The organism is Arthrobacter sp. Y3223166, from assembly GCF_059090935.1.
Map to the genome: position 1 here is coordinate 17,887 of NZ_JBNHGE010000015.1, position 21,108 is coordinate 38,994.

Annotated in this window: 27 protein-coding genes; 6 read left to right on the plus strand and 21 right to left on the minus strand. The window is 66.6% G+C overall.

The window, feature by feature from the left end:
• Positions 1-262: 262 nt before the first annotated feature.
• From AC5RUH_RS08930 to AC5RUH_RS08995, 14 genes are all read right to left on the minus strand, one after another.
• Positions 263-1,150 carry a C40 family peptidase gene (locus AC5RUH_RS08930; RefSeq protein ID WP_494128385.1) on the minus strand — a complete coding sequence of 296 codons (888 nt, stop codon included), beginning with the start codon at positions 1,148-1,150 and terminating at the stop codon, positions 263-265.
• A 2-nt stretch (positions 1,151-1,152) separates the two neighbouring features.
• Positions 1,153-1,575 carry a flagellar FliJ family protein gene (locus AC5RUH_RS08935; RefSeq protein ID WP_494049544.1) on the minus strand — a complete coding sequence of 141 codons (423 nt, stop codon included), beginning with the start codon at positions 1,573-1,575 and terminating at the stop codon, positions 1,153-1,155.
• Positions 1,576-1,577: 2 nt separating this feature from the next.
• Entirely contained in the window at positions 1,578-2,906 is a 1,329-nt protein-coding gene (locus tag AC5RUH_RS08940; RefSeq protein ID WP_494000454.1) for a FliI/YscN family ATPase, read from the minus strand.
• Positions 2,903-3,559, minus strand: coding sequence for a FliH/SctL family protein (locus AC5RUH_RS08945; protein WP_494128386.1), 657 nt, complete (start codon positions 3,557-3,559; stop codon positions 2,903-2,905). Before AC5RUH_RS08945 ends, AC5RUH_RS08940 begins: the two co-directional genes overlap by 4 nt.
• Positions 3,549-4,568: a flagellar motor switch protein FliG gene (gene fliG, locus AC5RUH_RS08950; RefSeq protein WP_494128387.1), complete on the minus strand. Its 1,020-nt coding sequence runs from the start codon at positions 4,566-4,568 to the stop codon at positions 3,549-3,551. The genes AC5RUH_RS08945 and fliG overlap by 11 nt, the downstream gene beginning before the upstream one ends.
• The gene (gene fliF, locus AC5RUH_RS08955; protein ID WP_494128388.1) at positions 4,565-6,199 is read right to left on the minus strand and encodes a flagellar basal-body MS-ring/collar protein FliF; all 1,635 of its coding nucleotides are present in this window, start codon (positions 6,197-6,199) and stop codon (positions 4,565-4,567) included. Before fliF ends, fliG begins: the two co-directional genes overlap by 4 nt.
• On the minus strand, positions 6,199-6,504 hold the full coding sequence (gene fliE / locus AC5RUH_RS08960; protein WP_493979187.1) for a flagellar hook-basal body complex protein FliE: 306 nt from the start codon (positions 6,502-6,504) through the stop codon (positions 6,199-6,201). Before fliE ends, fliF begins: the two co-directional genes overlap by 1 nt.
• Positions 6,504-6,896 carry a flagellar basal body rod protein FlgC gene (locus tag AC5RUH_RS08965; RefSeq protein WP_493979188.1) on the minus strand — a complete coding sequence of 131 codons (393 nt, stop codon included), beginning with the start codon at positions 6,894-6,896 and terminating at the stop codon, positions 6,504-6,506. The genes fliE and AC5RUH_RS08965 overlap by 1 nt, the downstream gene beginning before the upstream one ends.
• On the minus strand, positions 6,896-7,237 hold the full coding sequence (locus tag AC5RUH_RS08970; RefSeq protein WP_493979253.1) for a flagellar basal body rod protein FlgB: 342 nt from the start codon (positions 7,235-7,237) through the stop codon (positions 6,896-6,898). Before AC5RUH_RS08970 ends, AC5RUH_RS08965 begins: the two co-directional genes overlap by 1 nt.
• Positions 7,238-7,362: 125 nt before the next feature.
• Complete coding sequence (locus tag AC5RUH_RS08975; protein ID WP_494128389.1) at positions 7,363-7,911, minus strand: hypothetical protein; 549 nt, start codon at positions 7,909-7,911, stop codon at positions 7,363-7,365.
• Positions 7,898-8,344: a flagellar export chaperone FliS gene (gene fliS / locus AC5RUH_RS08980; RefSeq protein ID WP_494022505.1), complete on the minus strand. Its 447-nt coding sequence runs from the start codon at positions 8,342-8,344 to the stop codon at positions 7,898-7,900. The genes AC5RUH_RS08975 and fliS overlap by 14 nt, the downstream gene beginning before the upstream one ends.
• The gene (gene fliD, locus AC5RUH_RS08985; protein WP_494128390.1) at positions 8,341-9,690 is read right to left on the minus strand and encodes a flagellar filament capping protein FliD; all 1,350 of its coding nucleotides are present in this window, start codon (positions 9,688-9,690) and stop codon (positions 8,341-8,343) included. The genes fliS and fliD overlap by 4 nt, the downstream gene beginning before the upstream one ends.
• Positions 9,691-9,812: 122 nt before the next feature.
• A complete protein-coding gene (locus AC5RUH_RS08990) occupies positions 9,813-10,667 on the minus strand; it encodes a flagellin N-terminal helical domain-containing protein (RefSeq protein ID WP_494128391.1) in 855 nt (284 codons plus the stop codon).
• A 148-nt stretch (positions 10,668-10,815) separates the two neighbouring features.
• Positions 10,816-11,628, minus strand: a complete 813-nt coding sequence (locus AC5RUH_RS08995; RefSeq protein WP_494128407.1) for a sigma-70 family RNA polymerase sigma factor — start codon at positions 11,626-11,628, stop codon at positions 10,816-10,818.
• A gap of 245 nt (positions 11,629-11,873) precedes the next feature.
• On the opposite strand from AC5RUH_RS08995, the gene AC5RUH_RS09000 reads away from it, so the two are divergent.
• The 4 genes from AC5RUH_RS09000 to AC5RUH_RS09015 are packed head-to-tail and all read left to right on the plus strand — an operon-like array spanning position 11,874 to position 15,085.
• Positions 11,874-12,359, plus strand: a complete 486-nt coding sequence (locus AC5RUH_RS09000) for a flagellar protein FlgN (protein WP_494128392.1) — start codon at positions 11,874-11,876, stop codon at positions 12,357-12,359.
• Between the two features lie 10 nt (positions 12,360-12,369).
• Positions 12,370-13,791, plus strand: coding sequence for a flagellar hook-associated protein FlgK (gene flgK / locus AC5RUH_RS09005; protein WP_494128393.1), 1,422 nt, complete (start codon positions 12,370-12,372; stop codon positions 13,789-13,791).
• Positions 13,792-13,793: 2 nt separating this feature from the next.
• Positions 13,794-14,705, plus strand: coding sequence for a flagellar hook-associated protein FlgL (gene flgL / locus AC5RUH_RS09010; protein ID WP_494128394.1), 912 nt, complete (start codon positions 13,794-13,796; stop codon positions 14,703-14,705).
• Positions 14,702-15,085 carry a flagellar assembly protein FliW gene (locus tag AC5RUH_RS09015; RefSeq protein WP_494000466.1) on the plus strand — a complete coding sequence of 128 codons (384 nt, stop codon included), beginning with the start codon at positions 14,702-14,704 and terminating at the stop codon, positions 15,083-15,085. Before flgL ends, AC5RUH_RS09015 begins: the two co-directional genes overlap by 4 nt.
• A gap of 184 nt (positions 15,086-15,269) precedes the next feature.
• Here the strand turns inward: AC5RUH_RS09015 and AC5RUH_RS09020 are convergent, their stop codons facing one another.
• Positions 15,270-16,202 carry a tRNA pseudouridine synthase A gene (locus tag AC5RUH_RS09020; protein WP_494128395.1) on the minus strand — a complete coding sequence of 311 codons (933 nt, stop codon included), beginning with the start codon at positions 16,200-16,202 and terminating at the stop codon, positions 15,270-15,272.
• Between the two features lie 192 nt (positions 16,203-16,394).
• Between AC5RUH_RS09020 and AC5RUH_RS09025 the strand changes: the two genes are divergently transcribed.
• Both AC5RUH_RS09025 and AC5RUH_RS09030 read left to right on the plus strand, forming a co-directional pair.
• Complete coding sequence (locus tag AC5RUH_RS09025) at positions 16,395-16,931, plus strand: DUF2243 domain-containing protein (protein WP_494128396.1); 537 nt, start codon at positions 16,395-16,397, stop codon at positions 16,929-16,931.
• On the plus strand, positions 16,928-17,884 hold the full coding sequence (locus tag AC5RUH_RS09030; RefSeq protein ID WP_494128397.1) for a cytochrome c oxidase assembly protein: 957 nt from the start codon (positions 16,928-16,930) through the stop codon (positions 17,882-17,884). The genes AC5RUH_RS09025 and AC5RUH_RS09030 overlap by 4 nt, the downstream gene beginning before the upstream one ends.
• A 10-nt stretch (positions 17,885-17,894) precedes the next feature.
• Here AC5RUH_RS09030 and rplQ read toward each other — a convergent pair whose 3' ends face one another.
• From rplQ to infA, 6 genes are all read right to left on the minus strand, one after another.
• On the minus strand, positions 17,895-18,458 hold the full coding sequence (gene rplQ / locus AC5RUH_RS09035; protein WP_494128398.1) for a 50S ribosomal protein L17: 564 nt from the start codon (positions 18,456-18,458) through the stop codon (positions 17,895-17,897).
• 65 nt (positions 18,459-18,523) lie between these two features.
• Positions 18,524-19,528 (minus strand): DNA-directed RNA polymerase subunit alpha, encoded by a 1,005-nt coding sequence (locus tag AC5RUH_RS09040; protein ID WP_493979200.1) that lies wholly within the window; start codon positions 19,526-19,528, stop codon positions 18,524-18,526.
• 158 nt (positions 19,529-19,686) lie between these two features.
• Positions 19,687-20,088, minus strand: coding sequence for a 30S ribosomal protein S11 (gene rpsK, locus AC5RUH_RS09045; RefSeq protein ID WP_005267760.1), 402 nt, complete (start codon positions 20,086-20,088; stop codon positions 19,687-19,689).
• A 46-nt stretch (positions 20,089-20,134) separates the two neighbouring features.
• The gene (gene rpsM / locus AC5RUH_RS09050) at positions 20,135-20,509 is read right to left on the minus strand and encodes a 30S ribosomal protein S13 (RefSeq protein WP_493979201.1); all 375 of its coding nucleotides are present in this window, start codon (positions 20,507-20,509) and stop codon (positions 20,135-20,137) included.
• Positions 20,510-20,669: 160 nt separating this feature from the next.
• A complete protein-coding gene (gene rpmJ, locus AC5RUH_RS09055; RefSeq protein ID WP_005267758.1) occupies positions 20,670-20,783 on the minus strand; it encodes a 50S ribosomal protein L36 in 114 nt (37 codons plus the stop codon).
• 77 nt (positions 20,784-20,860) lie between these two features.
• A complete protein-coding gene (gene infA, locus AC5RUH_RS09060) occupies positions 20,861-21,082 on the minus strand; it encodes a translation initiation factor IF-1 (protein WP_005267757.1) in 222 nt (73 codons plus the stop codon).
• Between the last annotated feature and the right edge of the window lie 26 nt (positions 21,083-21,108).

The following is a 21,108-nucleotide window of genomic DNA, read 5'->3' on the forward strand; positions in this document are numbered from 1 at the left end:
CCTGGCTGCGATGCTGCACCGCGACCGGTTTCGGCCCGGGCAGTTCCGGACCCGGCGGGACCCGCGGAACCCGCGGCACCCGCGGCGCTCCCGGCGGAGGCACCGCCGTCGTGCTGGGAACGCTTGGCGGAAGCAGCGGAACCCTGCCTCAGCGCATCCTGCATGGCGGCGTCGAAGCCGGGAGAAGAGGAGCGCGCGGCAGCCGGCCCGCCGGGACGGGCGGAGGACGCCGGGGCGACGGGCAGGGAGTTCACGGGCAGGCTCATGCGGTTCGTCCCCTCGCCATGGCCGCCTGCGCGGCGGCCAGCAGGTCGGTCAGCTGTCCGGCGCCGCCAGAGCCCGGGCCGCCGTTGAGCGTCGAGGCCAGTCCCGTGTTTCCGGTCTGGCCGTTGAGCATGGCGGTGATCGCGCCGGACGTGCCGTTCTGCCCGGTGAGCATCGAGGTCAGCCCGGTGGACGTGGACAGCTGGGCGGCGGCGATCAGGTCGGTCAGCGCGCTCTGCTGGTCCGCGGTCAACCCCGCGGCTCCGGCAGCCCCGCCGGAACCGGCGCCGGCAGCCTGGACCGAGGACTCCTCGGGCAGGATACGGCGGATGGTGGTGAGGTTGGAGTCGTTCTCCCAGGCGTCCCGGACCTTAATCGTGTCGCCGGGCTGCGGGGCGTCGATGGCCTTGCCGTTGCCCAGATAGATGGAGACGTGGCCGCCGTCAAAACTGAAGAGCAGGTCGCCGGGCTTGGCATCTGCCATGGAAGCCACCGGCGTGCCTTCCTTCATCTGGTCCCAGGTGACGCGCGGCAGGTCGATGCCGATGTCGCGGAAGGCATGCTGCACGAAGGACGAGCAGTCGAGGCCGACGGACGCGTCGTTGCCGCCCCAGACGTAGGGCAGGCCGACGTACTTCTCCGTGGCCTTAATCAGCTCGGCGACGGTCCCGGTCGCGGCACCGGTCCCGCTCACGGCGCCGGTCCCGGAAGCGCCGGCGGGGGCCTGGGCTGCCGCCGTCAGCGCGTCGGCAAAAGCGCTTGCCGTTGCGCCGCCGGTGCTGCCGGCCGCGGTGGCCCTGGCCGCGGCTTCCACGGCGGGGGCAGGCTGGGCGAGCTGGGTCAGCGTGGACTGGATCTGCTGGATCCGCCCGAGGGTATCGGTCATGCTCATCGTCCGTCGCCGCCCCGGGCTCCGGTGGACAGCTCGTCAAGCACCAGCTGCTCGCGCCGCAGCTCTTCGAACGCCTCGGCCGCGAGGTGCCGGGTCTCGAGCTTCTCCAGGCCCACGGACTGCTTGCGCACGGCGAGGAACTCCTGCTGGGCCTGCTGCGCCTCGTTCTGCCGGGCCCGGTCCAGGTTCTCCAGGTCGGCCAGCATGCTGCGCGAGGCGGAGCGGGCCGCGGCCACCGCGTGCAGCGTGGCCGCATCGGAGACTTCGCTGATGATCTCGCCCAACTCGCCGCGGGCAGCGACCACCCGGGCGCCGGATTCGCGGGCGCGGTGGTTTGCGGCGGCGAGGTTGCCGGCGGCCTGGTCCTGCTGAAGCTGGCGCAGCCGCAGCAGCCCGGCCAGGGGGAAGGATCGTGCCATCTCTACATACCTCCAAGGGTGCGGGCCAGGCGGTGCAGCTGCTCCCACGACTGCGCGGCCGGCGTCTGATCATCCATCCGCTGCTGCAGGAACAGGTTGATGTCGTCTTCATGCTGGACGGCCGCGTCCACCAGCGGGTTGGAACCGGGCTGGTAGGCGCCCACGTCCAGCAGGTCCTGCGCGGCCTTGCGGGCCGCCAGCACCTTGCGCAGGGCGCCCGCGGCGCGGGAGTTCTCCGGGCTGTTGACCTTGGACGCCACGCGCGAGATAGAGCCGAGCGGATCCACGGACGGGTAGTGCCCGGAAACGGCGAGCTTGCGGTCCAGCACCACGTGCCCGTCCAGGATGGAGCGGGCCGAGTCGGCGATCGGTTCGTTGTGGTCGTCGCCGTCCACCAGCACGGTGTACATCCCCGTCACGGAACCGGTTTCGGCGGTGCCGGCGCGTTCCAGCAGCCGGGCCAGCAGGGAAAAGGTCGACGGCGGATACCCGCGGGTGGCCGGCGGCTCGCCGACGGAGAGGCCGATCTCGCGCTGGGCCATGGCCACGCGGGTCAGCGAGTCCATCATCAGCATCACGTCCGCCCCGCGGTCGCGGAACGATTCGGCAATCCGGGTGGCGGTGAAGGCGGCGCGCAGCCGCATCAGCGCCGGCTCGTCCGAGGTGGAGACCACCACGATGGACCGGGCCAGGCCGGCCTCGCCGAGGTCGTCTTCGAGGAACTCGCGGACTTCACGCCCGCGCTCCCCGACCAGCGCGATGACGGAGACCTCGGCGTCGGTGCCGCGGGCGATCATGGACAGCAGCGAGGACTTGCCCACGCCGGAGCCGGCAAACAGGCCCATGCGCTGGCCCTTGCCAACGGTGGTGAGCGTGTCCAGCACGCGCACGCCCAGCTGCAGCGGCGTCTCGATCCGCGCGCGGTGCATGGCGGACGGGGTGTCGTTGTCCAGCGGGACCAGCGAGTCGAAGACCAGCGGCCCCTTGCCGTCGATCGGCCGCCCCATCCCGTCCAGCACCCGGCCGAACAGCCCGTTGCCGGTGGGCACCAGGACCGGCGCCCCCTTGGCCTTGGCCGGGGTGCCGGTATTGATCCCGGTGAGCCGGCCCAGCGGCATGCAACGGATGCTGTCCCGGCCGGTGGCCACGACCTCGGCCTCCACGCCCTGGCCGTCGCCAATGAGCACCAGGTCGCCGATGGCGCAATCAAGCCCAATGATCTCGACGCCGAGGCCCACCACCGAGGAAACCATCCCGTAGCGCGGGGGCCGGGCAGCCGCCAGCGCGCCGGCGAACCGGTCGGCGCGGGGGCGCCAGGCGACGGCGGTCACTGCCGGGCCTCCAGCAGCGCGGCCTTGGCGCGGGCCAGCGCGGCGCCGATCCGCGCGTCCAGGAAGCCGTCGGCGAATTCGGTGACGGCGTCCCCCGGCGCGAGCGACGAATCGGGGCTGAAGCTCACGCCGGCCTGCTGCCGCGTCTCCGGCGCCAGCATGGTCAGGTCCGTCGGATTCATCCGCACGGTGTGCACGCGCGAGGCATCCACCCCGGCCAGGGCCCGGGTGAGGGCCGAACGGGCGGAGGCCGCGCCGTCGGACAATTCATGGCCCAGGATGGCTTCGGCCAGTTCCATGGCCGCGGCGGCCAGGGTGTCCTGCGCGGCGGCAAGTACCGGCGCGGTCCGCTCCTCCAGCGCACGGGTGGCCGCGCCGAGCGCTGCCACTGCATGCTGCAGGCGGGTGCGGGCGTCCGCCATCGCGGCGGCGTGGTCCTGCTCCATCGCGAGCTGGCGTTCGCGCATCAGCTCGGCGCCTTCGCGCATGCCGGCGGTGTAGCCGGCGGCGTGGCCCCGGACCCTGGCCTGTTCGAGCGCCTTGTCCTGCGAGTCGTCGCTGCGCAGTTCGGTGTAGCGCAGCTTGGCGAAGGCCCCGGTACCGGTGTTCAGCTCGGGGAAACTCATCCTGGAGAACGCGGCGTCAGTAGACATATTCGTCCTCCTCCGCCCCGCGCTGGACGGTGATGATGCCGCTGGCCTCGAGCTCGCGGATCGAGCGGACGATGTCCGCGCGGGCCTCCTCGATCTGGGACATGCGCAGCGGGCCGATGGCCTTGATCTCGTCGTCGAGGATGTCGCGGTTGCGCTCGGAGACGTTCTTGCGGATCAGCTCGGTGACCGGTTCGCTGGCGCCCTTCATGGCCACCGCGAGCACCGCGATCTCGATGCCGCGCAGCACCTGCTGCACGTCGCGCGGTTCGAGCTTGGTGATGTCTTCGAAGGTGAGCATCCGGGAGCGGACTTCCTCCGCCAGCTCCGGATCGCGTTCCTCCAGGGCCTCCAGCAACGCGCGTTCGGTGGCGACGTCGGCGCGGTTGATAATGTCCACCAGCGGCCCGACGCCGCCCACCACCTCCACCTGCTGGCGGGGCACGACGGCGCCGGCCCTCACCTTGAGCGTGTCCGCCACGATCGACACGGCTTCGGGGGTGGCGGTGCCCATGGTGGCGATGCACTGCGCCACCTCCGGCCGCACCGAATCCTCCAGCCCGGCGATTACCGTGGATGCCAGCTCCGGGCGCACATGCGCGAGCACCAGCGCGATGGTCTGCGGGATCTCGCCGTTCAGCAGCGTGATCAGCTGAGTGGGGTCGGCGTCATCCAGGAACTCGAACGGTTTCCCGGCCATGGAGGTGGCCAGCCGGTCGAGCACTCCGGCGGCCTTCTCCGCGCCGAAGGAGGCGGCCAGCAGCCCGGCGGCGAACTCCCTGCCGCCGCGGGGCCGGCGCCGGCCCTTGACCGTCATGTCGTGGAATTCCTTGAACGCCTCCTCGGCGGTCTCGGGATCCACGCGGCCCATGCTCACGAGCTCGGCCGTGATCAGCTCCGCCTCGGCCTCGCTGAAGCGCTTCATGACCTCGGCGGCCCGCGCCTGTTCCATCTGCATCAGCACCACCGCCACCTTCTGGGTGCCGGTCAACGTGGTCAGTAACTCGCTCATGCGTTCTGCTTGTCATCCATCAGGGAGCGCAGGAAGTCGGCGGTCTTGTCCGGTTCCTGGGCGGCCAGGGCGTCGATTTCCGCCCGCTTGCGGTTCATTTCCTTCTGCTCGTCGGACAGCTCCGGCGGGCCGGCGAGCTCCAGTGCGGTGGTGTTCGGGCCGGTGACCACGGGGATCGGCTCCGGAACGATGATGGGCTTCGCGGGAAGCTGCAGGTCCTGCGGCGCCTCGATCTCGGGCTGGAAATCCTGCAGCTCGCCCAGGTCCACCGGCTCGCGGTTCTGGCGGCGGGACCAGCGGGCGTAGACCAGCAGGGCGATGATCACCAGCAGGATGATGCCGGCGGTGATGATGGCGGTGCGGATCAGCTCGGCCTGGCGCGCGGCTTCCTCGGCGGCCTGCGCGGCGGCCAGCGCCTCGGCGGCCTCCTGCGCGCCGGCGGTGTTGAATGGCACGAGTTCGACCGTGACCTCGTCCCCGCGGTCGGCGTTGATGCCGGCGGCGGTGGTCACCAGGCCCTCGATGTTGGCCACGTTCAGGGCCCCGGCGGCGTCGGCGTCCAAGGCCACGGACACGGTCTGGCGGTTGATCGCCCCGGCCGGGATGGCGCGGGTCTCGGTCACCTTGTTCAGGGCGTTGTTCTTGGTCTCCGACTCGGAGGTGAAGGTCCCGTCGCCGCCGGTGTTGCCCGGTACGGCGATGTTGTCCGGGCCCAGCACACCGGCCGCTCCCCCGCCGGTCCCCTCGTACTCTTCGATCTGCGCGGACTCGTTCAGGGCCGGCGCGCCGTCCGGCGTCGTGAAGGTCTCTTCCACACGCTCGGCGGACTCATAGTTCATGTCCGCGGCAACCACCACGGAGGAATTGCCGGGCCCGACCACGCGGTCCAGCATGCTCTGCACCGAGGCGCGCACCCGCTCCTCGTAGTCGGAGGCCTGCTTGTCCGCGGAGCCGGTGGCGCCAACCCCCACCGCGGAGAGCACGGTGCCGGCGGCGTCGATGACGGCGACGTTTTCCGGCTTCATGCCGTCGATCGAGGCGGAGGTCAGGTGAACGATGGCTTGGACATGGTCGGCGGACAGGGTGGTCTTTTCGGTGTCCACAAACACGGAGGCGGTCGCCTCGCCCTTCTCGGAGACGAAGACCGTTTCCTCCGGGATGGCCAGCCGGACGGAGGCGGTCTTGACGCCGTCGAGCGCCTCGATGGTGGAGGCCAGTTCGCCTTCCAAGGCCCGCTTGTAGGTAACCGACTGCTGGAACTCAGAGGACGTCACGCCCATGTCGTCCAGCAGCGAGTAGCCGCCGGTGGACGAGCTCGGCAGGCCGGCCGCGGCGGCCTTGAGCCGCTGGTCGTATACCTTGTCTTCCGGCACCAGGATGGTCCCGCCGCCGTTGGTCAACTCGTACGGCACGCCGTCGGTGCGCAGCTGCTCCACGATGGTGTTCGCGTCGGCCGCGGCCAGCCCGGAGAACAGCGGCGTGTAGGAGGGCTTGGACGCCCACGTCGTCAGGGCGGCAACGCCGAGCACGACGACGGCGATGCCGATGATCGCGATGGTGCGTTGGGCGACGGTGAACTCGCTGACGGTTTTGCCCAGCCGCGAGAACCAGGAGGAGACCTTGCCGGGCATCAGGCCTGCATCCTCATGATCTCGTTGAAGGCGTCAACGCCCTTGTTCCGGACGGCTGCCACGAGCTCCAGCGTCACGGCGGCGCGGGTGGAGGCCAGGGTCGCGTTGTGGATGTCGTTCAGGTCGCCGGTAACGGCCTGGATGGCCAGTTCATTGGACGTGGACTGCAGTTGCTGCAGGTTGTCGATGGCACCGGTGAGGGAGGTGGCAAAGCCGACGCCGTTGGTGGCCTGCGGAGCTTCGGCGGCCGGCAGGTAACCGGTGCCGGCGACGCCCTGGATCGGCGGTATGGAAGAGAGCGGCATCAGTTGCGTCCAATCTGGAGGGCGGCCTCGTAGGTCGTCTTCGCCCGGTCCACCACGGCCGCGTTGGCCTGGTAGCCGCGCTGGGCCAGGATCAGGTTGCCCATCTGCTGGGACAGGTCGATGTCCGGGTAGCGGACGTAGCCGTCCTCATCCGCCAGCGGGTGGTCGGGCTCGTGGACCATGCGGCCCTCGGCCTCGCCGAATTCGGCCCCGGCCACGTACACGCCGGAGACGCCCTGGCCTTCCTGGGCGATCACGTAGCGCGCCTGGAAGGCCGCGCCGTCGGTGCTGGTGGCGTTGTTCGCGTTGGCGAGGTTGTCGGAGACGGCGTCCAGCCACTTGCGGTGAACGGTCAGGCCGGTGCCGGCGATTCCAATGGCGTCGAAAGTCATCAGTTGGTCCTCATCGCCGTGCGGACGCCGCTGAAAGGACTCTCGGCGGCCCGGGCTGCAAACTGGTAGCGCAGCACTGTTTCAATGTTGGAGAGCGTCTCGGTGTCCAGGTTGACGTTGCTGCCGTCGAGCCGGGTGGGCTCCAGCGAGCGTTCCATCGTGGCGCTGGCGCTGCCGTTCCCGCGGGCCACCGATGTGGCCAGTGCATCCTCGAACTGGACGCGCTGCGCGTGGTAGCCGGGGGTATTGACGTTCGCGATGTTGTTGGCGATGGCACGCTGACGCATGGCGAGGCCGTCCAGGGCGCTCTGCATGGCAGCCCCCGTCACAGATTCGAACACAGCAAAGACCCGTCTTACTACTGGCATGTGGGCGGCCGATCCATGGCCTGTTCTGTGAGCGATCCGTGCTCACTAACCAGTTATCGGCACGGAGACGGGAGTCGTTAGGTAAATCTTGAGATTGGTTAACCGTTTACGTCGAGGTAGACGGAACGACCCGAAGTACCAGAGGTGGGGACGGCATCCAAGAGCGCCGATTCCTGGCGGTTTTGCCGCATCTCGGCGCGCAATTCACGTATTACTGCCTGCTGCGCGGCGGCGAGCTCTGTCGCCCGCTCCACCAGCTCGTCCGGAATCGGCCCCAGCCCTTGCGGGGCCTTCCACCGCGCGACGGCGGTGCGCGGGCTGCTCACCGCCGCTTTAACGGTCTTGTCCCCGGGGTCCGCAGCGTAGGCGAGCGCACTGCCCTGGACCCCGGTCTCGGCCGTTTCGGTGCGTCTGCTGCCACCGACCCCGGTCTCGGCAGTTCCGGTGACTCCGCTGCCTTGGTCTTCGGTCCCGGCAGTTCCGGTGAGTCCGCTGGCGTGGCTCCCGGTCTCGGCCGGTTCGGTGAGTCCAATGCCATGGCCTCCGGTCCCGGCGGCCTCGGCGAGAGCCAGTTCGAGTTCGTCCAGCACGGCTGTCCAGCGCTCCAGCGCGGAAATGTCGCCCTCCGGCATGTCAGGCAATGCCAAGTTCGCCGCCGAGGCCGACGCCACGTGCCGGCTGTGCCGGTAGCTGCCCGGCGGCCTCGTGCCAGGCCTCGCGCAGCGGCTGCAACAGTTCAATGCATTCGCGGGTCCGGGCCGCATCGCGGTGGATGTTCGCGTTCATCATCGCGGTCAGCGTGTAGGTGTAGAGCGCTTTCAGGCCCTCTCCCCCGTCCCACACGTCCGTCTTCAGCGACGACATCAGCTCGGACACGATGGCCTGCGCGTGGATCAAGTTCTCGGACGCCACCGACCAGTGCTGGTTCTGCTGCGCGGCCTCCGCCCGGTTCAGGTCCAAGAGCAGCCGGTCATACAACATGGTCAACAGCCGGGCGGGCGTGGCAGACATGATCGCGTCACGCTGGAACTGGTTGCGCTTGGCCTGGGCTCCGAAGCCCGGCCCGTATGTCAGTGTCATTTCTTCGTGCTCCCCCATGAGGGCAGGGTGGCCAGCTGCGAGTTGAGCCAGTCCCCCTGCGACTGCAGGCCGTTCAGCGTTACTTCAAGTTGGGCCCAGGTACGCTCCAGCGTGGAGCGGCGCATCGCCAACCGGGTATCCCACTCGGCAACTTGGCCATTCATGCTGCGGACCAGTGATTCCTGGCCCTGGATTCGCTTGGTGATGGCGCCGTCATACTTGTCCGAGGCATCCGTCGCAGCACTAGCCACGCGACCGGCGATCGTCTGGACCACCTTCTCGACCCACGCGGAGTCTTCCGTCATCGCCTTGCCGAACTTCTCGGCGTCAAACTCAATCGAGCCGTCCTTGGTGATGCTGATGCCTATTTCCGACGGCGACCGTCCGTCGATGGGGCTGATCGCAGCGGTCATCATGCGCTGCTGAATATCGCGGACGCTGCTGTCCCCTGTGAAGATTCCGCCCTTGGTCGTCGTTGACCCGGTGGACGTGGAGACGTTCACGGATGAGTTCTTGGAGATGAAGGCGAACAGATCCTTCAAGCCGTCAACCAGCGCCTTGGCTTTGGCACTGACGGCCTCGTCGTCACGCGTGATCGTGACGGTCGACTTATCCCCGGAAACCGCGTCAGCCCCCAAGGTGACACTCACACCGGGCAGAAGGTCCGTAAACGTGTTCGAGGATGAAGAGATTTCCTGCATTCCGTTCCAAATCGACACCCGAGCATCTTGCGCGGTTTGAACGTCCGTCGTGGAAAACGCGGCGTCCCCGGCGAGCATCACAATGAAGTTGCCAGCGGCTCCTGTCTCCTTTGACGCCAACTGCAGCCGATACTGCGGGTTCGCCGGATCGCTTCCCACCGACACCTTGGTTGCGGTAATCCCGGCGCCGGATTCGTTCACGGCGGTGACGACCTGGTCGAGCGTCATCCCTTGGGTATCAATCTCTTTTTTTACCTGGCCGTCTTTGAGGGCGATAGTGAGCACTGTGGCGCTCTCCGGCCAGTCGCTGAGCAGGGACGAAACCGAAACCTGGGCCTTTGCCACTTGGACAACTTCCAGGTCGATAGCGCCGGCGGAAGCTCCTTCGGCCGTGGCTACTGAAACCTTCTCAGAGCTGCTCGTGCCTGAGTGGATGTTAAGAGCGTTGGCCTTGCTCGTCTCGGTGGCCGTTTTTCCGACATCGGCGATGCGTGTGTTGAGTGCTTGGAGCGCATTCACCAGCGTCTGAGTGCCGGAGACCTTGTTTTTCAGGAGTGACTGCGGACGCGCTTCCAACTGCATGAGCTGGTTGATCATGGTGGCGGTGTCCAAACCGCTGACCATGCCGCCAATCGAAAACGCCACGCGAGTTCCTCCTGAAAGAAGCCTGTTTACTAGAAGAAATGCTGACGCCCGGCAGCGAAGAGTGTGAGGTCCAATTCGTTCGCCTCGCTGCCGGGCCGCATTCAGCCGTTAGCTACCCGGATTTAGCCGAGGAGCTGCAGCACACCCTGGTTGATCTGGTTGGCCTGAGCCAGCATCGCAGTGCCGGCCTGGGACATGATCTGGTTCTTGGTGAACTTAGCCATTTCCGAAGCCATGTCGGTGTCGCGGATACGAGACTCCGCAGCCGAAAGGTTTTCCGCAGAGATGTTGATGCTCTTGATCGCAGTCTCAAAGCGGTTCTGCGAAGCACCAAGGTTGGAGCGCTGGGCGGAGATGTTCGAGATGGCGGTGTCGATCTTGACAATCGTGCCCTGCGCGGCGTCGTGGCCCGTCACGTCGAAGTCCCCAGCCGCGGCAGCACCGGCCAGGGCGCCCACAGCAGTGGTTACATCGGCCAAGGTCACCTCAATGGCGTTGTTCGCGTCGCCTGCCGCGCCAACCTGGAACTTGAGGCTCGCTCCTGAGTTACCGAGGCTACCCTTCAGCAGGTCGATGCCGTTGAAGGTGGTCGACTCAGTGATGCGGTTCAACTCCGCGCCCAGCTGGTCAGCTTCCTTCTTGATGGCGGTGCGGGCCTCAGGGTTGTTCGAATCGTTCGCACCCTGAACTGCCAGGTCGCGCATGCGCTGCAGGATGGAGTGGACCTCGGTGAGCGCACCTTCAGCGGTCTGGATGACGGAGATGCCGTCCTGGGCGTTGCGGGCGGCAACGTTCAGGCCGTTGACCTGCGAGCGCAGGCCCTCGGAGATGGACAGGCCGGCTGCGTCATCGGCAGCGCGGTTGATGCGCAGGCCGGTGGACAGCTTCTCCAGGGACTTGGAAATGTCGTTCTGGGTGTTCGAGAGGTTGCGGTACGAGTTCAGGGCCGCAACGTTGGTGTTAATGGCGAAAGCCATGATGAAACTCCTCCATGAGATGGTACAAATTCACCGGCCCGTCCATGGGCTGGCACTTGTAGCTATCGGAGGATTACGAGGATCCGTTAGGAGAAGTGCAAAGTATTTTTCGCGGTGCGGGCCGCCGGGGCCGGCTGCTGCGAACAGGTCAAGAAACCGCGGCCCGTGGCTGCGTGGCGGCGAAGCGTGTAATCCCGCCGATGGTCTGATCGGCCAGCGCAGTCAGGTACGCCTTCCGACGGGAGGGAGCGATCCGCGACTCGGGCACATGGCCGGCACCGTCGTCGTCGGAATAGTGGGTGTGCAGGCCGTCCCGGAGGAGGCGGATGGCCTCGGAGCGCTGCTGGGAGACGGCCGAGTGGGTAGCGCCGAGCTCTTCGGCGATCTCCTTGACGGTGCGGTCCTCGAAGTAGATTTGCTCCACGATGTAGCGCATCTTCGCGGGAAGGTGGTGGACCGCGGCCTTCAGGAAGGCGAGCCGCTCCTCGGTGAGGAGAGAGCCTTCGGGCGACACCGTCTCGGAGACCAGGAATTCGGCCGTGGTGTCATCCAGGGCGGAGACGGTGCGGGAGGCATCATCCATGGCCGCCTCAGCGGTCTCCCGGTCCACCCCGAGGGCGGCGGCAAGCTCGTCGACGCTCGGGTAGCGGCCGAGTTCGGCCGTCAGGGTTTCGCGGACGGACAGCGTTTGTTTGATCCGCTTGCGAACGGAGCGGGGAGCCCAGTCGATGGCACGCATCTCGTCGGCAAAGGCGCCGATGATGCGGCGGCGGGCAAAGGCACCGAAGGGGACGCCGAGATCCGGATTAAAGGCGTCGGCGGCGGTGATGAGGGCAACCGAGCCGGCAGAGGCGAGGTCGTCGCGGGAGAGGTGGGTGGCTTTGGCACACACTTCGGAGACCAGGTATCCGACGAGCGGGAGGTTTTCAACCACCAGTGCATTGCGGTCAGCACGATTCACTGACATGTCCCCCTCCGTGCCCAGAAATACGTGGACAAACCATCCCAGCTACCAAGGGGTGCGGCCCCGGAAGAACGATTCATCTCTTGGTGAAACCTACCATCAATTGCTCCTAACGCAAGGGGGTGGTGCTGCCGATAGATAGGAATGTAGCCATGCCGTTACTTCTTGTTCATTTAGTGCGGCTTTTTGACGCGGACCCGCGGGGGTTGTGTCCGCAGAATCAACCAGGGGAGGTGCCTGACATGGGAGCCCATGAACTGTCCGCCATGCTGTGGCACGAACGCGAACTTCTTGAACTGCTGGTCTTCAAACTCGAGGAGGAGCAGCTGCTCCTGACCGCCGGCAAGTCCCGGTGGCTGCAGCACGCCACCCGGGAGGTGGAACAGGTGTTGGAGAGGCTGCGCGACGCCGGCCTGGCCCGCACGGTGGAGGTGGCCGCCCTGGCCCGGGAGTGGGGTACGCCGGACGGCGCCACGCTGCGGGAGCTGACCGAACAGGCTCCGGTGGGGCCATGGGGCGAAATCTTCACGGGACATCTGCAGGCGCTGACCCAGCTGACCCTGCAGATCCGCGAACTGCGCGACGTGAACGAGAAGTTCCTGCGTGCGGCTGCCCGGTCCACCCAGGAAACGCTGGCCAATTTCAATCCCGATGCCGGGACCTACGACGCACAGGGGACGGCAGGGCTTTCGGGCAACCGCTCCCAGCTGTTCGACACAACGATCTGAGGTTTTCGCAGTGAGTACCTTCAGCGGCCTGAACACCGCGTACACCGGTCTGGTGGCCGCCCGCCAAGGGTTGAACGTGGTGGGCCAGAACATCGCCAACGCCAATACCGAGGGCTACACCCGCCAGCGGGTCAGCACGTCGTCCATCGGCGCCCTTGACCGCACCGGGCTGCTGACCGGCGGAGTGCAGATCGGCCAGGGCGTTTCGGTGGACGCGATAGCGCGACTGGGTGACATGCACCTGGACACGCGCGTCCGGTTCTCGGCCGGTGTCGCCGGGTATTCTGCAGTGCGCGCCGATACGATGTCCGGCCTGGAAGCGTCGTTGCGCGAGCCGGGCCAATACGGCATCTCGACGCAGCTTCAGGAGTTTTGGGCCTCCTGGCAGGCCCTGTCGAACCGGCCGGATGACGGCGCCGCCGGCGCGGTGGTGCTGGAAGAGGCGAACATCTTGGCCAACATGGTCAAGCGCGGTTACCAGGAGGTTCGCGAGCAGTTCTCCCGCCTGCGCTCCGATGTGGACACGATGACCGCGGAGGTCAACGGCGCTGCGTCCCAGGTAGCCAACCTCAACGAGAAGATTCGTTTTGCCGTCGCCAACGGAGGGTCCGCCAACGAGCTGATGGACCACCGCAACCTGCTGACCGAACGGCTGGCTGCCCTCACCGGAGCCACGGTTCGCCACGGCGGCGACGGGCAGGTGGATGTGCTGATCGGCGGGAATGCGATTGTCACTGGTTCCAGCGCCCAAAGAATCGCCGTTACAGCGGACTCGGATACGGATATTTCCGGCACCAAAGGCGTTCACCTCAAATGGGAAGGCGATAGCCGCGAAAGCATGCCGGTTGTGCTCGGAGGCGGCGAGATCGCTGGGGCGTTGTCGATGCTAAGCAACGGTGAGGACGATGGCCCGTTGAAGAAGGCCGCCGGCAGCTACGACACTTTCGCCACCACGTTGAAGGACTCGGTGAACAACGTCTACGCGAAGACTGCGCCCGGCGAGAATCCCGCACCGGAGTTTTTCAGTTTTGATCCCAATCTGCCCCCCGGTGCGCTGGCGCTGACCGTTGCGATCAAAACGGTAGACGGCCTCAAGGCGGGTGATCCCGCGAAGGGAAATCTTGATGGCTCCATCGCCGACGAGTTGTCCCAAATCGGCATTCGGGCAGGCTCACCGGATCGCGTCTGGGAGAACATTGTCACCACCATCGGTGTAGCCGCAAAGACGGAGCTGCAGCAGTCCAACCTCGCGGACATCGCGTCCCAGTCCGCCAAGACGTTGCAACTGTCCAACGCGTCCGTGGACATGGACGAAGAGAACGTCAACCTGCTGACATACCAGCACGCCTACCAGGGCGCGGCCCGGGTGATGACGGCCATTGATGAAATGCTCGATACGTTGATCAACCGCACCGGATTGGTCGGGAGGTAGCCATGATTTCAAGAGTCACCAACCAAACGATGAGCAGCTTCGCCCAGCGCAACCTGCAGGACAATATGGCGCGTATTGCCAAGCTGCAGGAGTTGGCCGCCGGAGAGTCGCTGATTGCCCGCCCCTCGGACAACCCGACGGGCACCGCCGATTCCATGCGGACCCGTGCGGATCTGCGGGCCAACGAGCAGTACAAGCGCAATATCGATGATGCCAACGGTTGGTTGGCTACATCGGATTCAGCCCTCGGAAATGTCACTTCGCTGCTAAACAAGGCCCGGGATCTGACCATCCAGGCAACCAATGGATCGGTGTCCCCCACCGGCCGCGAAGCCATCGCGCTCGAACTGGAAAGCATCAAGGGAAGCCTGCTGGATGCCGCCAACACCAAGTACCTGGGTCGCAGCGTGTTTGCGGGCAATTCGGATGGCGCAGCGGTCTTCGCCTACGCCGACGGCTCGGCAACATACACCTTCATGGGCCCCGACTCTACGGTTGATCGTCGGATTGGCCCCGACCTGACAGTTCGAGCGGACGCTGATGGCGCGAAAATCTTCGGCAGCGACCCGGCAGACGGAAGTGCCGGCAACTCCGTGTTTGCCCTGATCGACACCTTGACGTCCAAGCTCCGGGCAGGAGTCGACATCAGCAGCCACCTGAACGACATCGACGCCCGGCTGAACACGGTGATCAACGCCCGCGCCGAGGTCGGCACCCGCCACGCCCAGATCCTGAAAGCCCAGGAGACGAACTTGGACGAAGCTGTTTCGCTTGAAGCCCGCCGCTCCGGAATCGAGGATCCGGATATCGGAAAGGTCATCCTGGACCTCAAGATGCAGGAAGTGGCCTATCAGGCCGCCCTGCAGGTAACCGCGCGGGTGCTGCAGCCGACGCTCATGGACTTCCTGCGATGAGCGCCGCGCTGACCTTCGTGGCCCCTCCCCCGGGACTGGCACCGCTGGTCGATTTCACCCTCGACGAGATCGCGGGAGCGGCCGGCCTGTACTCCCTGCAGCCCGTGGCCGAACCGGGCAAGCGCCTCTTCGTCCTGGACGCGGCGACCTACCTGAACCAGTACACCCCCGTGATTTCCGACGACGATCGTGCCGCCCTGGACCTCAATGCCTCCGAGGACGCCATGGTGCTGGTGGTGGCCAACCCCGGCGAATCGGGCACCACCGTGAACCTGATGGCCCCGATCGTGGTCAACGTGCACACCGGCGTCAGCGCCCAAGTCATTCTGGAAGGCCAGGACTGGCCGCTCCGTGCCGAACTGACACCGCAGGCCGCCTAGCTTCACCCCCCGATCGCGTGACACGGCGGTAACGGCTGAAGAAGTCAGACGTCTGAAACTCTTGAGCTGACGGCGGCTACCGTGCAAGAGTTATGCCCACGGTCCAAGGGACCTGCTGGGGGATCCGGAATCACCGGTTATGGCTTCCGGCGGCTTATGGGGGAACCGCCGGAAGCAACCACCCTCACCCCTCGTCCGGATCCGCGCGTTTTGCCCGGGTCAGCTCTGCCCGGAGCAGCAGTTCGCCGCCGTCGGGATAGAGCACCTCTTCCAGCACCAACGGGTGCGGCGGAGCCAGCTTGCTCTTCGAGTCCCTTACCTTCGCCAGCATCCGGTCGCGCAGCCACTCCGGCGCCTGCTCGCCGCTGCCCACCAACAACGATGCGCCGATCAGGGCACGCACCATGTTGTGGCAGAACGCGTCGGCTTGCACCGTGGCCGTGACAACGCCGTCGGCTCCTCGGGCGAATTCGAACTTCTGCAACTCCCGAATGGTGGTGGCGCCTTCCCTGGGCTTGCAGAACGCCAGGAAGTCGCCGATGCCCAGGAGCTTGGCGGCTGCGCGGTTCAGGAGATCGACGTCGACGGCGTGCTTGTGCCACAGCGTGGTGTTGCGAGACAGCGGGTCCCACGTCTCGGCCCGGTCCGCGATCCGGTAGCTGTAGCGGCGCCAGAGGGCGGAGAACCGGGCGTCGAACCCGTGGGGGGCGAGGACGGCGCGCTTAACCTCGATGGCCCCGGCAAGGTCCCGATAGGGTACCGGGGCGCCGACGCGGCCGCCGAGCACCTTGGCCAGCACGCCGCGCAGGCGCCGGACCAGGGCTTCGGCGGGATCGACCTCGCGGCCGCGGGCCAAGCCGTGCCACTCCCCCGGGTCCAGGTCGAAATGCACCACCTGCCCGCGGGCGTGGACCCCCGCGTCGGTGCGGCCGGCAACCGTCAGCCGGACCGACCGGCGGATCATGATTGCCAGCGCCTCCTCGAGCGCGCCCTGCACGGTCAGCCGGCCGGGCTGCACGGCCCACCCGCTGAAGGGGCCGCCGTCGTACGCAAGATCCAGGCGGACACGCAAGGGCCCGCCGTCCCGGCCTGGGACGGGGGAAACAGTCGGAGGCATGGATTCCATGCTACCGGGAGCCCCCGAGTCCTCCGGATGCCGCCGGCGCCCGCGGCTGGTTGCAGGCGGCGACCTGCCAGGCATCGGCGGACTGTCGACGGGGGCGGGCATTCGGTCTATGTTGCTGGGACAGCGCCCGCACACACGGGCGGGACCGCGAGGTTCGGAGGAGCGATGGCAGGCAGCCCCGGAATGGCAACCACCACGGATCACAACCGCCGGATCGCCCTGCCCGGGATCGTCCTCGGGGTGGGGCTCGGCGGCTTCGTGGACGGCATCCTGTTGCACCAGATCCTGCAGTGGCACCACATGCTCACGAGCGCGGACACCGCGAACATCGACGTAGGTTCGTTCCCGGCGAACACCGTCCACGGCCTGCAGATGAACACGCTGTGGGACGGGCTGTTCCATACGGTGACCTGGCTGGCCGTGCTGATCGGGCTGGGCCTGTTGTACTCGCGGGTGACGACCTCGCGCGGACGGGTCTGGGCATCCCGGACCCTCTGGGGCTGGATGCTGCTCGGCTGGGGACTCTTCAATCTCGTGGAGGGGATCATCGACCACCACATCCTCGCCATTCACCACGTCATCGGCGGCGAGTACCAGATGCTGGCCGACATTCTCTTCCTGATCTTCGGGGCACTGCTGGTGATCGGCGGTTGGCTGCTGCAACGGTCCGGGCGGGTGGTAGACCTGAGGGCTGGCACCCCCGGGCGGGAACCAGCGTGATCGGCGCCCACTCGGTCCACAACCATCAGCCGGCCGCGTTCGACGGCGTGCTGCTACCGGCCCTCGTGGCGGCGGCAGCCGTCGCCTACCTGGCGTTGGCGTGGCTGCGGAGCCGCGAGGACCGCGGCTGGAGCCGCCGGCGGACCGTTTCCTTCCTCGCCGGCGCGCTGTTGCTGGCGCTGGGCCTCGCGCCGCAGCTGATGCCGCTGCCGCCGGGCGGGCTGCCGGCCCACATGGTCCAGCACCTGCTGATTGGCATGTATGCGCCGATCGGCCTAGTGCTTGGTGCGCCGGTGACTCTGCTGCTGAGGTCGGTGCCGCGCCGTTGCGGCAGGGTGATCGGAAGGGTGCTGCGCTCACACCCGGCCCATCTGGTGGCCAACCCCGTGACTGCGCTGGTACTCACCCTCGGCGGGCTGGCGGGGCTGTACTTCACGCCGCTCTACAGCCTCGCGGCGGACACCCCGCTGCTGCACCACGCCGTCCACCTGCACTTCCTAGCCGCCGGCTGCCTCTTCGCCTGGGTGATCGCCGGGCCGGACCCGGCACCGCGCAGGCCCTCCGTGCCGGCGCGGCTGGTGGTGCTGGGCGTCGCCATCGCCGGCCATGCGGTCCTGTCCCAGTTGCTCTACGCGGGGCTGTTCGTCCAGGTCCCGGCGCCGGCCGCCGAGCTGAGGCTTGCCGGCGAACTGATGTATTACGGCGGAGACGTTGCCGAGCTGCTGCTGGCCTTCGCGCTGGTGTCGACGTGGCGGCCCCGGCGCATGCCGCTGGCCAGCCGGCCGATTCCCGTCCACGACGCTGAACCGCGTCGCGGCGAACCGGCCGCACCAAGCTCCCGCGGGACCGGACCCCGCGCCCCCGAGGCGGGCCCGGCGTCGTTATGGGGGGGGGGCTTGAAGATACGCAAAAGCCCGCCGCCCCGGAAGGGGACGGCGGGCTTCAAGCAGTGAAGGCGAAGAACTACTTCTTCTCTTCGGCAGCATCCTCGGCGGACTCGGCCGACGGAGCGGACTCTGCGGACTCGGGAGAGTCAGCGGAATCGCCGGACTGCGCCGACTCGGGCGATTCAGCGGACTCGGCCGAAGCGGTCTCTTCCTCGACCGGAGCCGGGGCAGCCTTGGCCGTGGCCTTCTCGGCCTCGTTCACGACGGCCTGCTTCGGGGACACCGGCTCCATCACCAGTTCGATGACGGCCATGGGGGCGTTGTCGCCCTTGCGGTTGCCGATCTTGGTGATGCGGGTGTAGCCGCCGTCGCGGTTGGTCATCACCGGCGCGATGTCGGTGAACAGCTCGTGCACGATGCCCTTGTTGCTGATCACTGCCAGCACGCGGCGGCGCGAGGCCAGGTCGCCGCGCTTGGCGAACGTGATCAGGCGCTCGGCGAACGGGCGCAGGCGCTTGGCCTTGGTGACCGTGGTGGTGATCCGCTTGTGCTCGAAGAGCGCGGCGGACAGGTTGGCGAGCATCAGGCGCTCGTGGGCAGGACCGCCTCCGAGGCGCGGACCCTTAGCGGGGGTAGGCATTATGTTTTCTCCTCAATGGTGCCGCTGTGCGCTCCCGAGCGCCGTGGCGGCAGAATTCTTGCGTTTTAGAGTTCGTCCTCGAAGGTTTCGTCCTCGTCGATGGCTGCGGCGCGGGCAGCCAGATCGAACCCAGGGGGCGAATCCTTCAGCGACAGACCCAGTTCCACCAGCTTTGCCTTGACCTCGTCGATGGACTTGGCACCGAAGTTGCGGATGTCCATCAGGTCGGCCTCGGAGCGGGCTACGAGTTCACCCACGGTGTGGATGCCCTCACGCTTAAGGCAGTTGTAGGAACGGACGGTCAGTTCCAGGTCCTCGATCGGCAGGGCCATGTCGGCAGCCAGGGCGGCGTCCGTGGGGCTCGGGCCAATCTCGATGCCTTCGGCGGCGGTGTTCAACTCGCGGGCCAGGCCGAACAGTTCAACCAGGGTGGTTCCGGCAGAGGCGACGGCGTCGCGCGGTGCAATGGAGGCCTTGGTTTCGACGTCGACGATCAGGCGGTCGAAGTCGGTGCGCTGCTCAACACGGGTTGCCTCAACCTTGAAGGTCACCTTCAGCACCGGCGAGTAGATGGAGTCGACCGGGATGCGGCCGATCTCCTGGTCGCCGGACTTGTTCTGGGCTGCCGACACGTAGCCACGGCCGCGTTCGATGGTCAGTTCGAGTTCGAACTTGCCCTTCTCGTTCAGCGTGGCGATGTGCAGGTCCGGGTTGTGGAACTCCACGCCGGCCGGCGGCGCGATGTCCGCGGCGGTGACGACACCGGGTCCCTGCTTGCGCAGGTAGGCAACCACGGGCTCGTCGTGCTCGGAGGAGACAGCCAGGTTCTTGATGTTCAGGATGATCTCGGTGACATCTTCCTTCACACCCGGCACGGTGGTGAACTCATGCAGCACGCCGTCGATGCGGATGCTGGTGACGGCAGCCCCCGGAATCGAGGACAGCAGCGTGCGGCGGAGGGAGTTTCCGAGGGTGTAGCCAAAGCCCGGCTCCAGCGGTTCGATGACGAACCGGGAGCGGTTATCGGCCACTACTTCTTCAGTAAGGGTGGGGCGCTGTGCAATGAGCACTTAGATTTCCTTTCAGCGAGCATCCGCTATATGACGCAGCACGAATTGGTGGAAAAGGGCGGCTGGTCAGCCTCCAGCGTGGAACTTTCGGCCGCCGACAGACTCTCCCGCAAAAGTGGGAGGAATCTGTGCGGCGGCCAAAAGTATCCTTGGGCTGTTTAGACGCGGCGGCGCTTCGGCGGACGGCAACCGTTGTGCGCGCTGGGGGTGACGTCCTGGATGGAGCCAACCTCGAGGCCAGCGGCCTGCAGCGAACGGATTGCGGTCTCGCGTCCCGACCCCGGGCCCTTCACGAAGACGTCGACCTTCTTCAGGCCGTGCTCCTGGGCACGCTTGGCGGCCGATTCGGCAGCCATCTGCGCGGCGAACGGGGTGGACTTGCGGGAGCCCTTGAAGCCAACCTCGCCGGCCGAGGCCCACGAGATGACGGCACCGGTCGGATCCGTGATGGACACGATGGTGTTGTTGAAGGTGCTCTTGATGTGCGCCTGGCCCAGCGCGATGTTCTTCTTGTCCTTGCGACGCGGCTTGCGTACCGCTCCACGAGTCTTGGGGGGCATTGCTTCTCCTACAAAGTTGGTTGGTAGCTATCTGACCGGCTGGGAATCAGCGGGTCTTCTTCTTACCGGCGACGGTGCGCTTCGGGCCCTTGCGGGTGCGAGCGTTGGTCTTGGTGCGCTGTCCGCGGACGGGCAGGCCACGGCGGTGGCGGATGCCTTCGTAGCTGCCGATCTCAACCTTGCGGCGGATGTCGGCTGCAACTTCGCGGCGGAGGTCGCCTTCTACCTTGTAGTTGCCCTCGATGAAGTCACGCAGCTGCACGAGCTCAGCGTCGGTGAGGTCCTTGACGCGGGTTTCCGGGCTGATGCCGGTCTCCGCGATAACCTGCTCTGCACGGGTCTTACCCACGCCGTAGATGTAAGTCAGGGCGATAATTACCCGCTTTTCGCGGGGAATATCTACGCCAGCGAGACGAGCCATAGTGGCGGTTCTCCTTGTTGTATCCGGAGGTCTGAAGCAGCGCGGCCCCGTTGTTCGGGTCCCCGGCCTCCGTGCCGGGGGTGTGCAGGTTGCCCTGCTGCGCTGCCTTTATCTTGAGTTACTACGCGTGGGCGTGCTGCCCCTGCTTGAAGCAGGAGTCTTAGCCCTGGCGCTGCTTGTGGCGCGGGTTCTCGCAGATCACAATGACGTTGCCCTTGCGACGAATCACCTGGCACTTGTCACAAATCCGCTTGACGCTCGGCTGGACCTTCATGGTTTTCCTTTGCGTTGTTAGCTGATGCTGCCTTGTAACTACTTACGGTTCTCCGCAGTTGCCTGCGGCATAAGCCTTTACTTGTAGCGGTAGACGATACGGCCCCGTGAGAGGTCGTACGGGCTGAGTTCCACCACAACGCGGTCCTCGGGGAGGATCCTGATGTAGTGCTGACGCATCTTTCCCGAGATATGAGCCAGCACAACGTGCCCGTTGGTCAACTCAACGCGGAACATCGCATTGGGCAGAGCCTCCTGCACAGTGCCTTCAATCTCAATGACACCGTCTTTCTTAGCCATATCCTCCGCTAACGTCAGTAACCATC

What these genes read in the sequence shown, in the direction of transcription:
- AC5RUH_RS08990 (WP_494128391.1), bottom strand. Translation starts at nt 10,667, where the DNA reads ATGGCTTTCGCCATTAACACCAACGTTGCGGCCCTGAACTCGTACCGC.
- AC5RUH_RS08935 (WP_494049544.1), bottom strand. Translation starts at nt 1,575, where the DNA reads ATGGCACGATCCTTCCCCCTGGCCGGGCTGCTGCGGCTGCGCCAGCTT.
- AC5RUH_RS09025 (WP_494128396.1), top strand. Translation starts at nt 16,395, where the DNA reads ATGGCAACCACCACGGATCACAACCGCCGGATCGCCCTGCCCGGGATC.
- AC5RUH_RS08965 (WP_493979188.1), bottom strand. Translation starts at nt 6,896, where the DNA reads ATGACTTTCGACGCCATTGGAATCGCCGGCACCGGCCTGACCGTTCAC.
- AC5RUH_RS09015 (WP_494000466.1), top strand. Translation starts at nt 14,702, where the DNA reads ATGAGCGCCGCGCTGACCTTCGTGGCCCCTCCCCCGGGACTGGCACCG.
- fliE (WP_493979187.1), bottom strand. Translation starts at nt 6,504, where the DNA reads ATGCCGCTCTCTTCCATACCGCCGATCCAGGGCGTCGCCGGCACCGGT.
- fliG (WP_494128387.1), bottom strand. Translation starts at nt 4,568, where the DNA reads ATGAGCGAGTTACTGACCACGTTGACCGGCACCCAGAAGGTGGCGGTG.
- rpsM (WP_493979201.1), bottom strand. Translation starts at nt 20,509, where the DNA reads ATGGCTCGTCTCGCTGGCGTAGATATTCCCCGCGAAAAGCGGGTAATT.
- flgL (WP_494128394.1), top strand. Translation starts at nt 13,794, where the DNA reads ATGATTTCAAGAGTCACCAACCAAACGATGAGCAGCTTCGCCCAGCGC.
- infA (WP_005267757.1), bottom strand. Translation starts at nt 21,082, where the DNA reads ATGGCTAAGAAAGACGGTGTCATTGAGATTGAAGGCACTGTGCAGGAG.
- AC5RUH_RS09020 (WP_494128395.1), bottom strand. Translation starts at nt 16,202, where the DNA reads ATGCCTCCGACTGTTTCCCCCGTCCCAGGCCGGGACGGCGGGCCCTTG.
- AC5RUH_RS08945 (WP_494128386.1), bottom strand. Translation starts at nt 3,559, where the DNA reads ATGTCTACTGACGCCGCGTTCTCCAGGATGAGTTTCCCCGAGCTGAAC.
- fliF (WP_494128388.1), bottom strand. Translation starts at nt 6,199, where the DNA reads ATGCCCGGCAAGGTCTCCTCCTGGTTCTCGCGGCTGGGCAAAACCGTC.
- AC5RUH_RS09000 (WP_494128392.1), top strand. Translation starts at nt 11,874, where the DNA reads ATGGGAGCCCATGAACTGTCCGCCATGCTGTGGCACGAACGCGAACTT.
- rpsK (WP_005267760.1), bottom strand. Translation starts at nt 20,088, where the DNA reads ATGCCCCCCAAGACTCGTGGAGCGGTACGCAAGCCGCGTCGCAAGGAC.
- AC5RUH_RS08930 (WP_494128385.1), bottom strand. Translation starts at nt 1,150, where the DNA reads ATGACCGATACCCTCGGGCGGATCCAGCAGATCCAGTCCACGCTGACC.
- rplQ (WP_494128398.1), bottom strand. Translation starts at nt 18,458, where the DNA reads ATGCCTACCCCCGCTAAGGGTCCGCGCCTCGGAGGCGGTCCTGCCCAC.
- fliS (WP_494022505.1), bottom strand. Translation starts at nt 8,344, where the DNA reads ATGACACTGACATACGGGCCGGGCTTCGGAGCCCAGGCCAAGCGCAAC.
- rpmJ (WP_005267758.1), bottom strand. Translation starts at nt 20,783, where the DNA reads ATGAAGGTCCAGCCGAGCGTCAAGCGGATTTGTGACAAGTGCCAGGTG.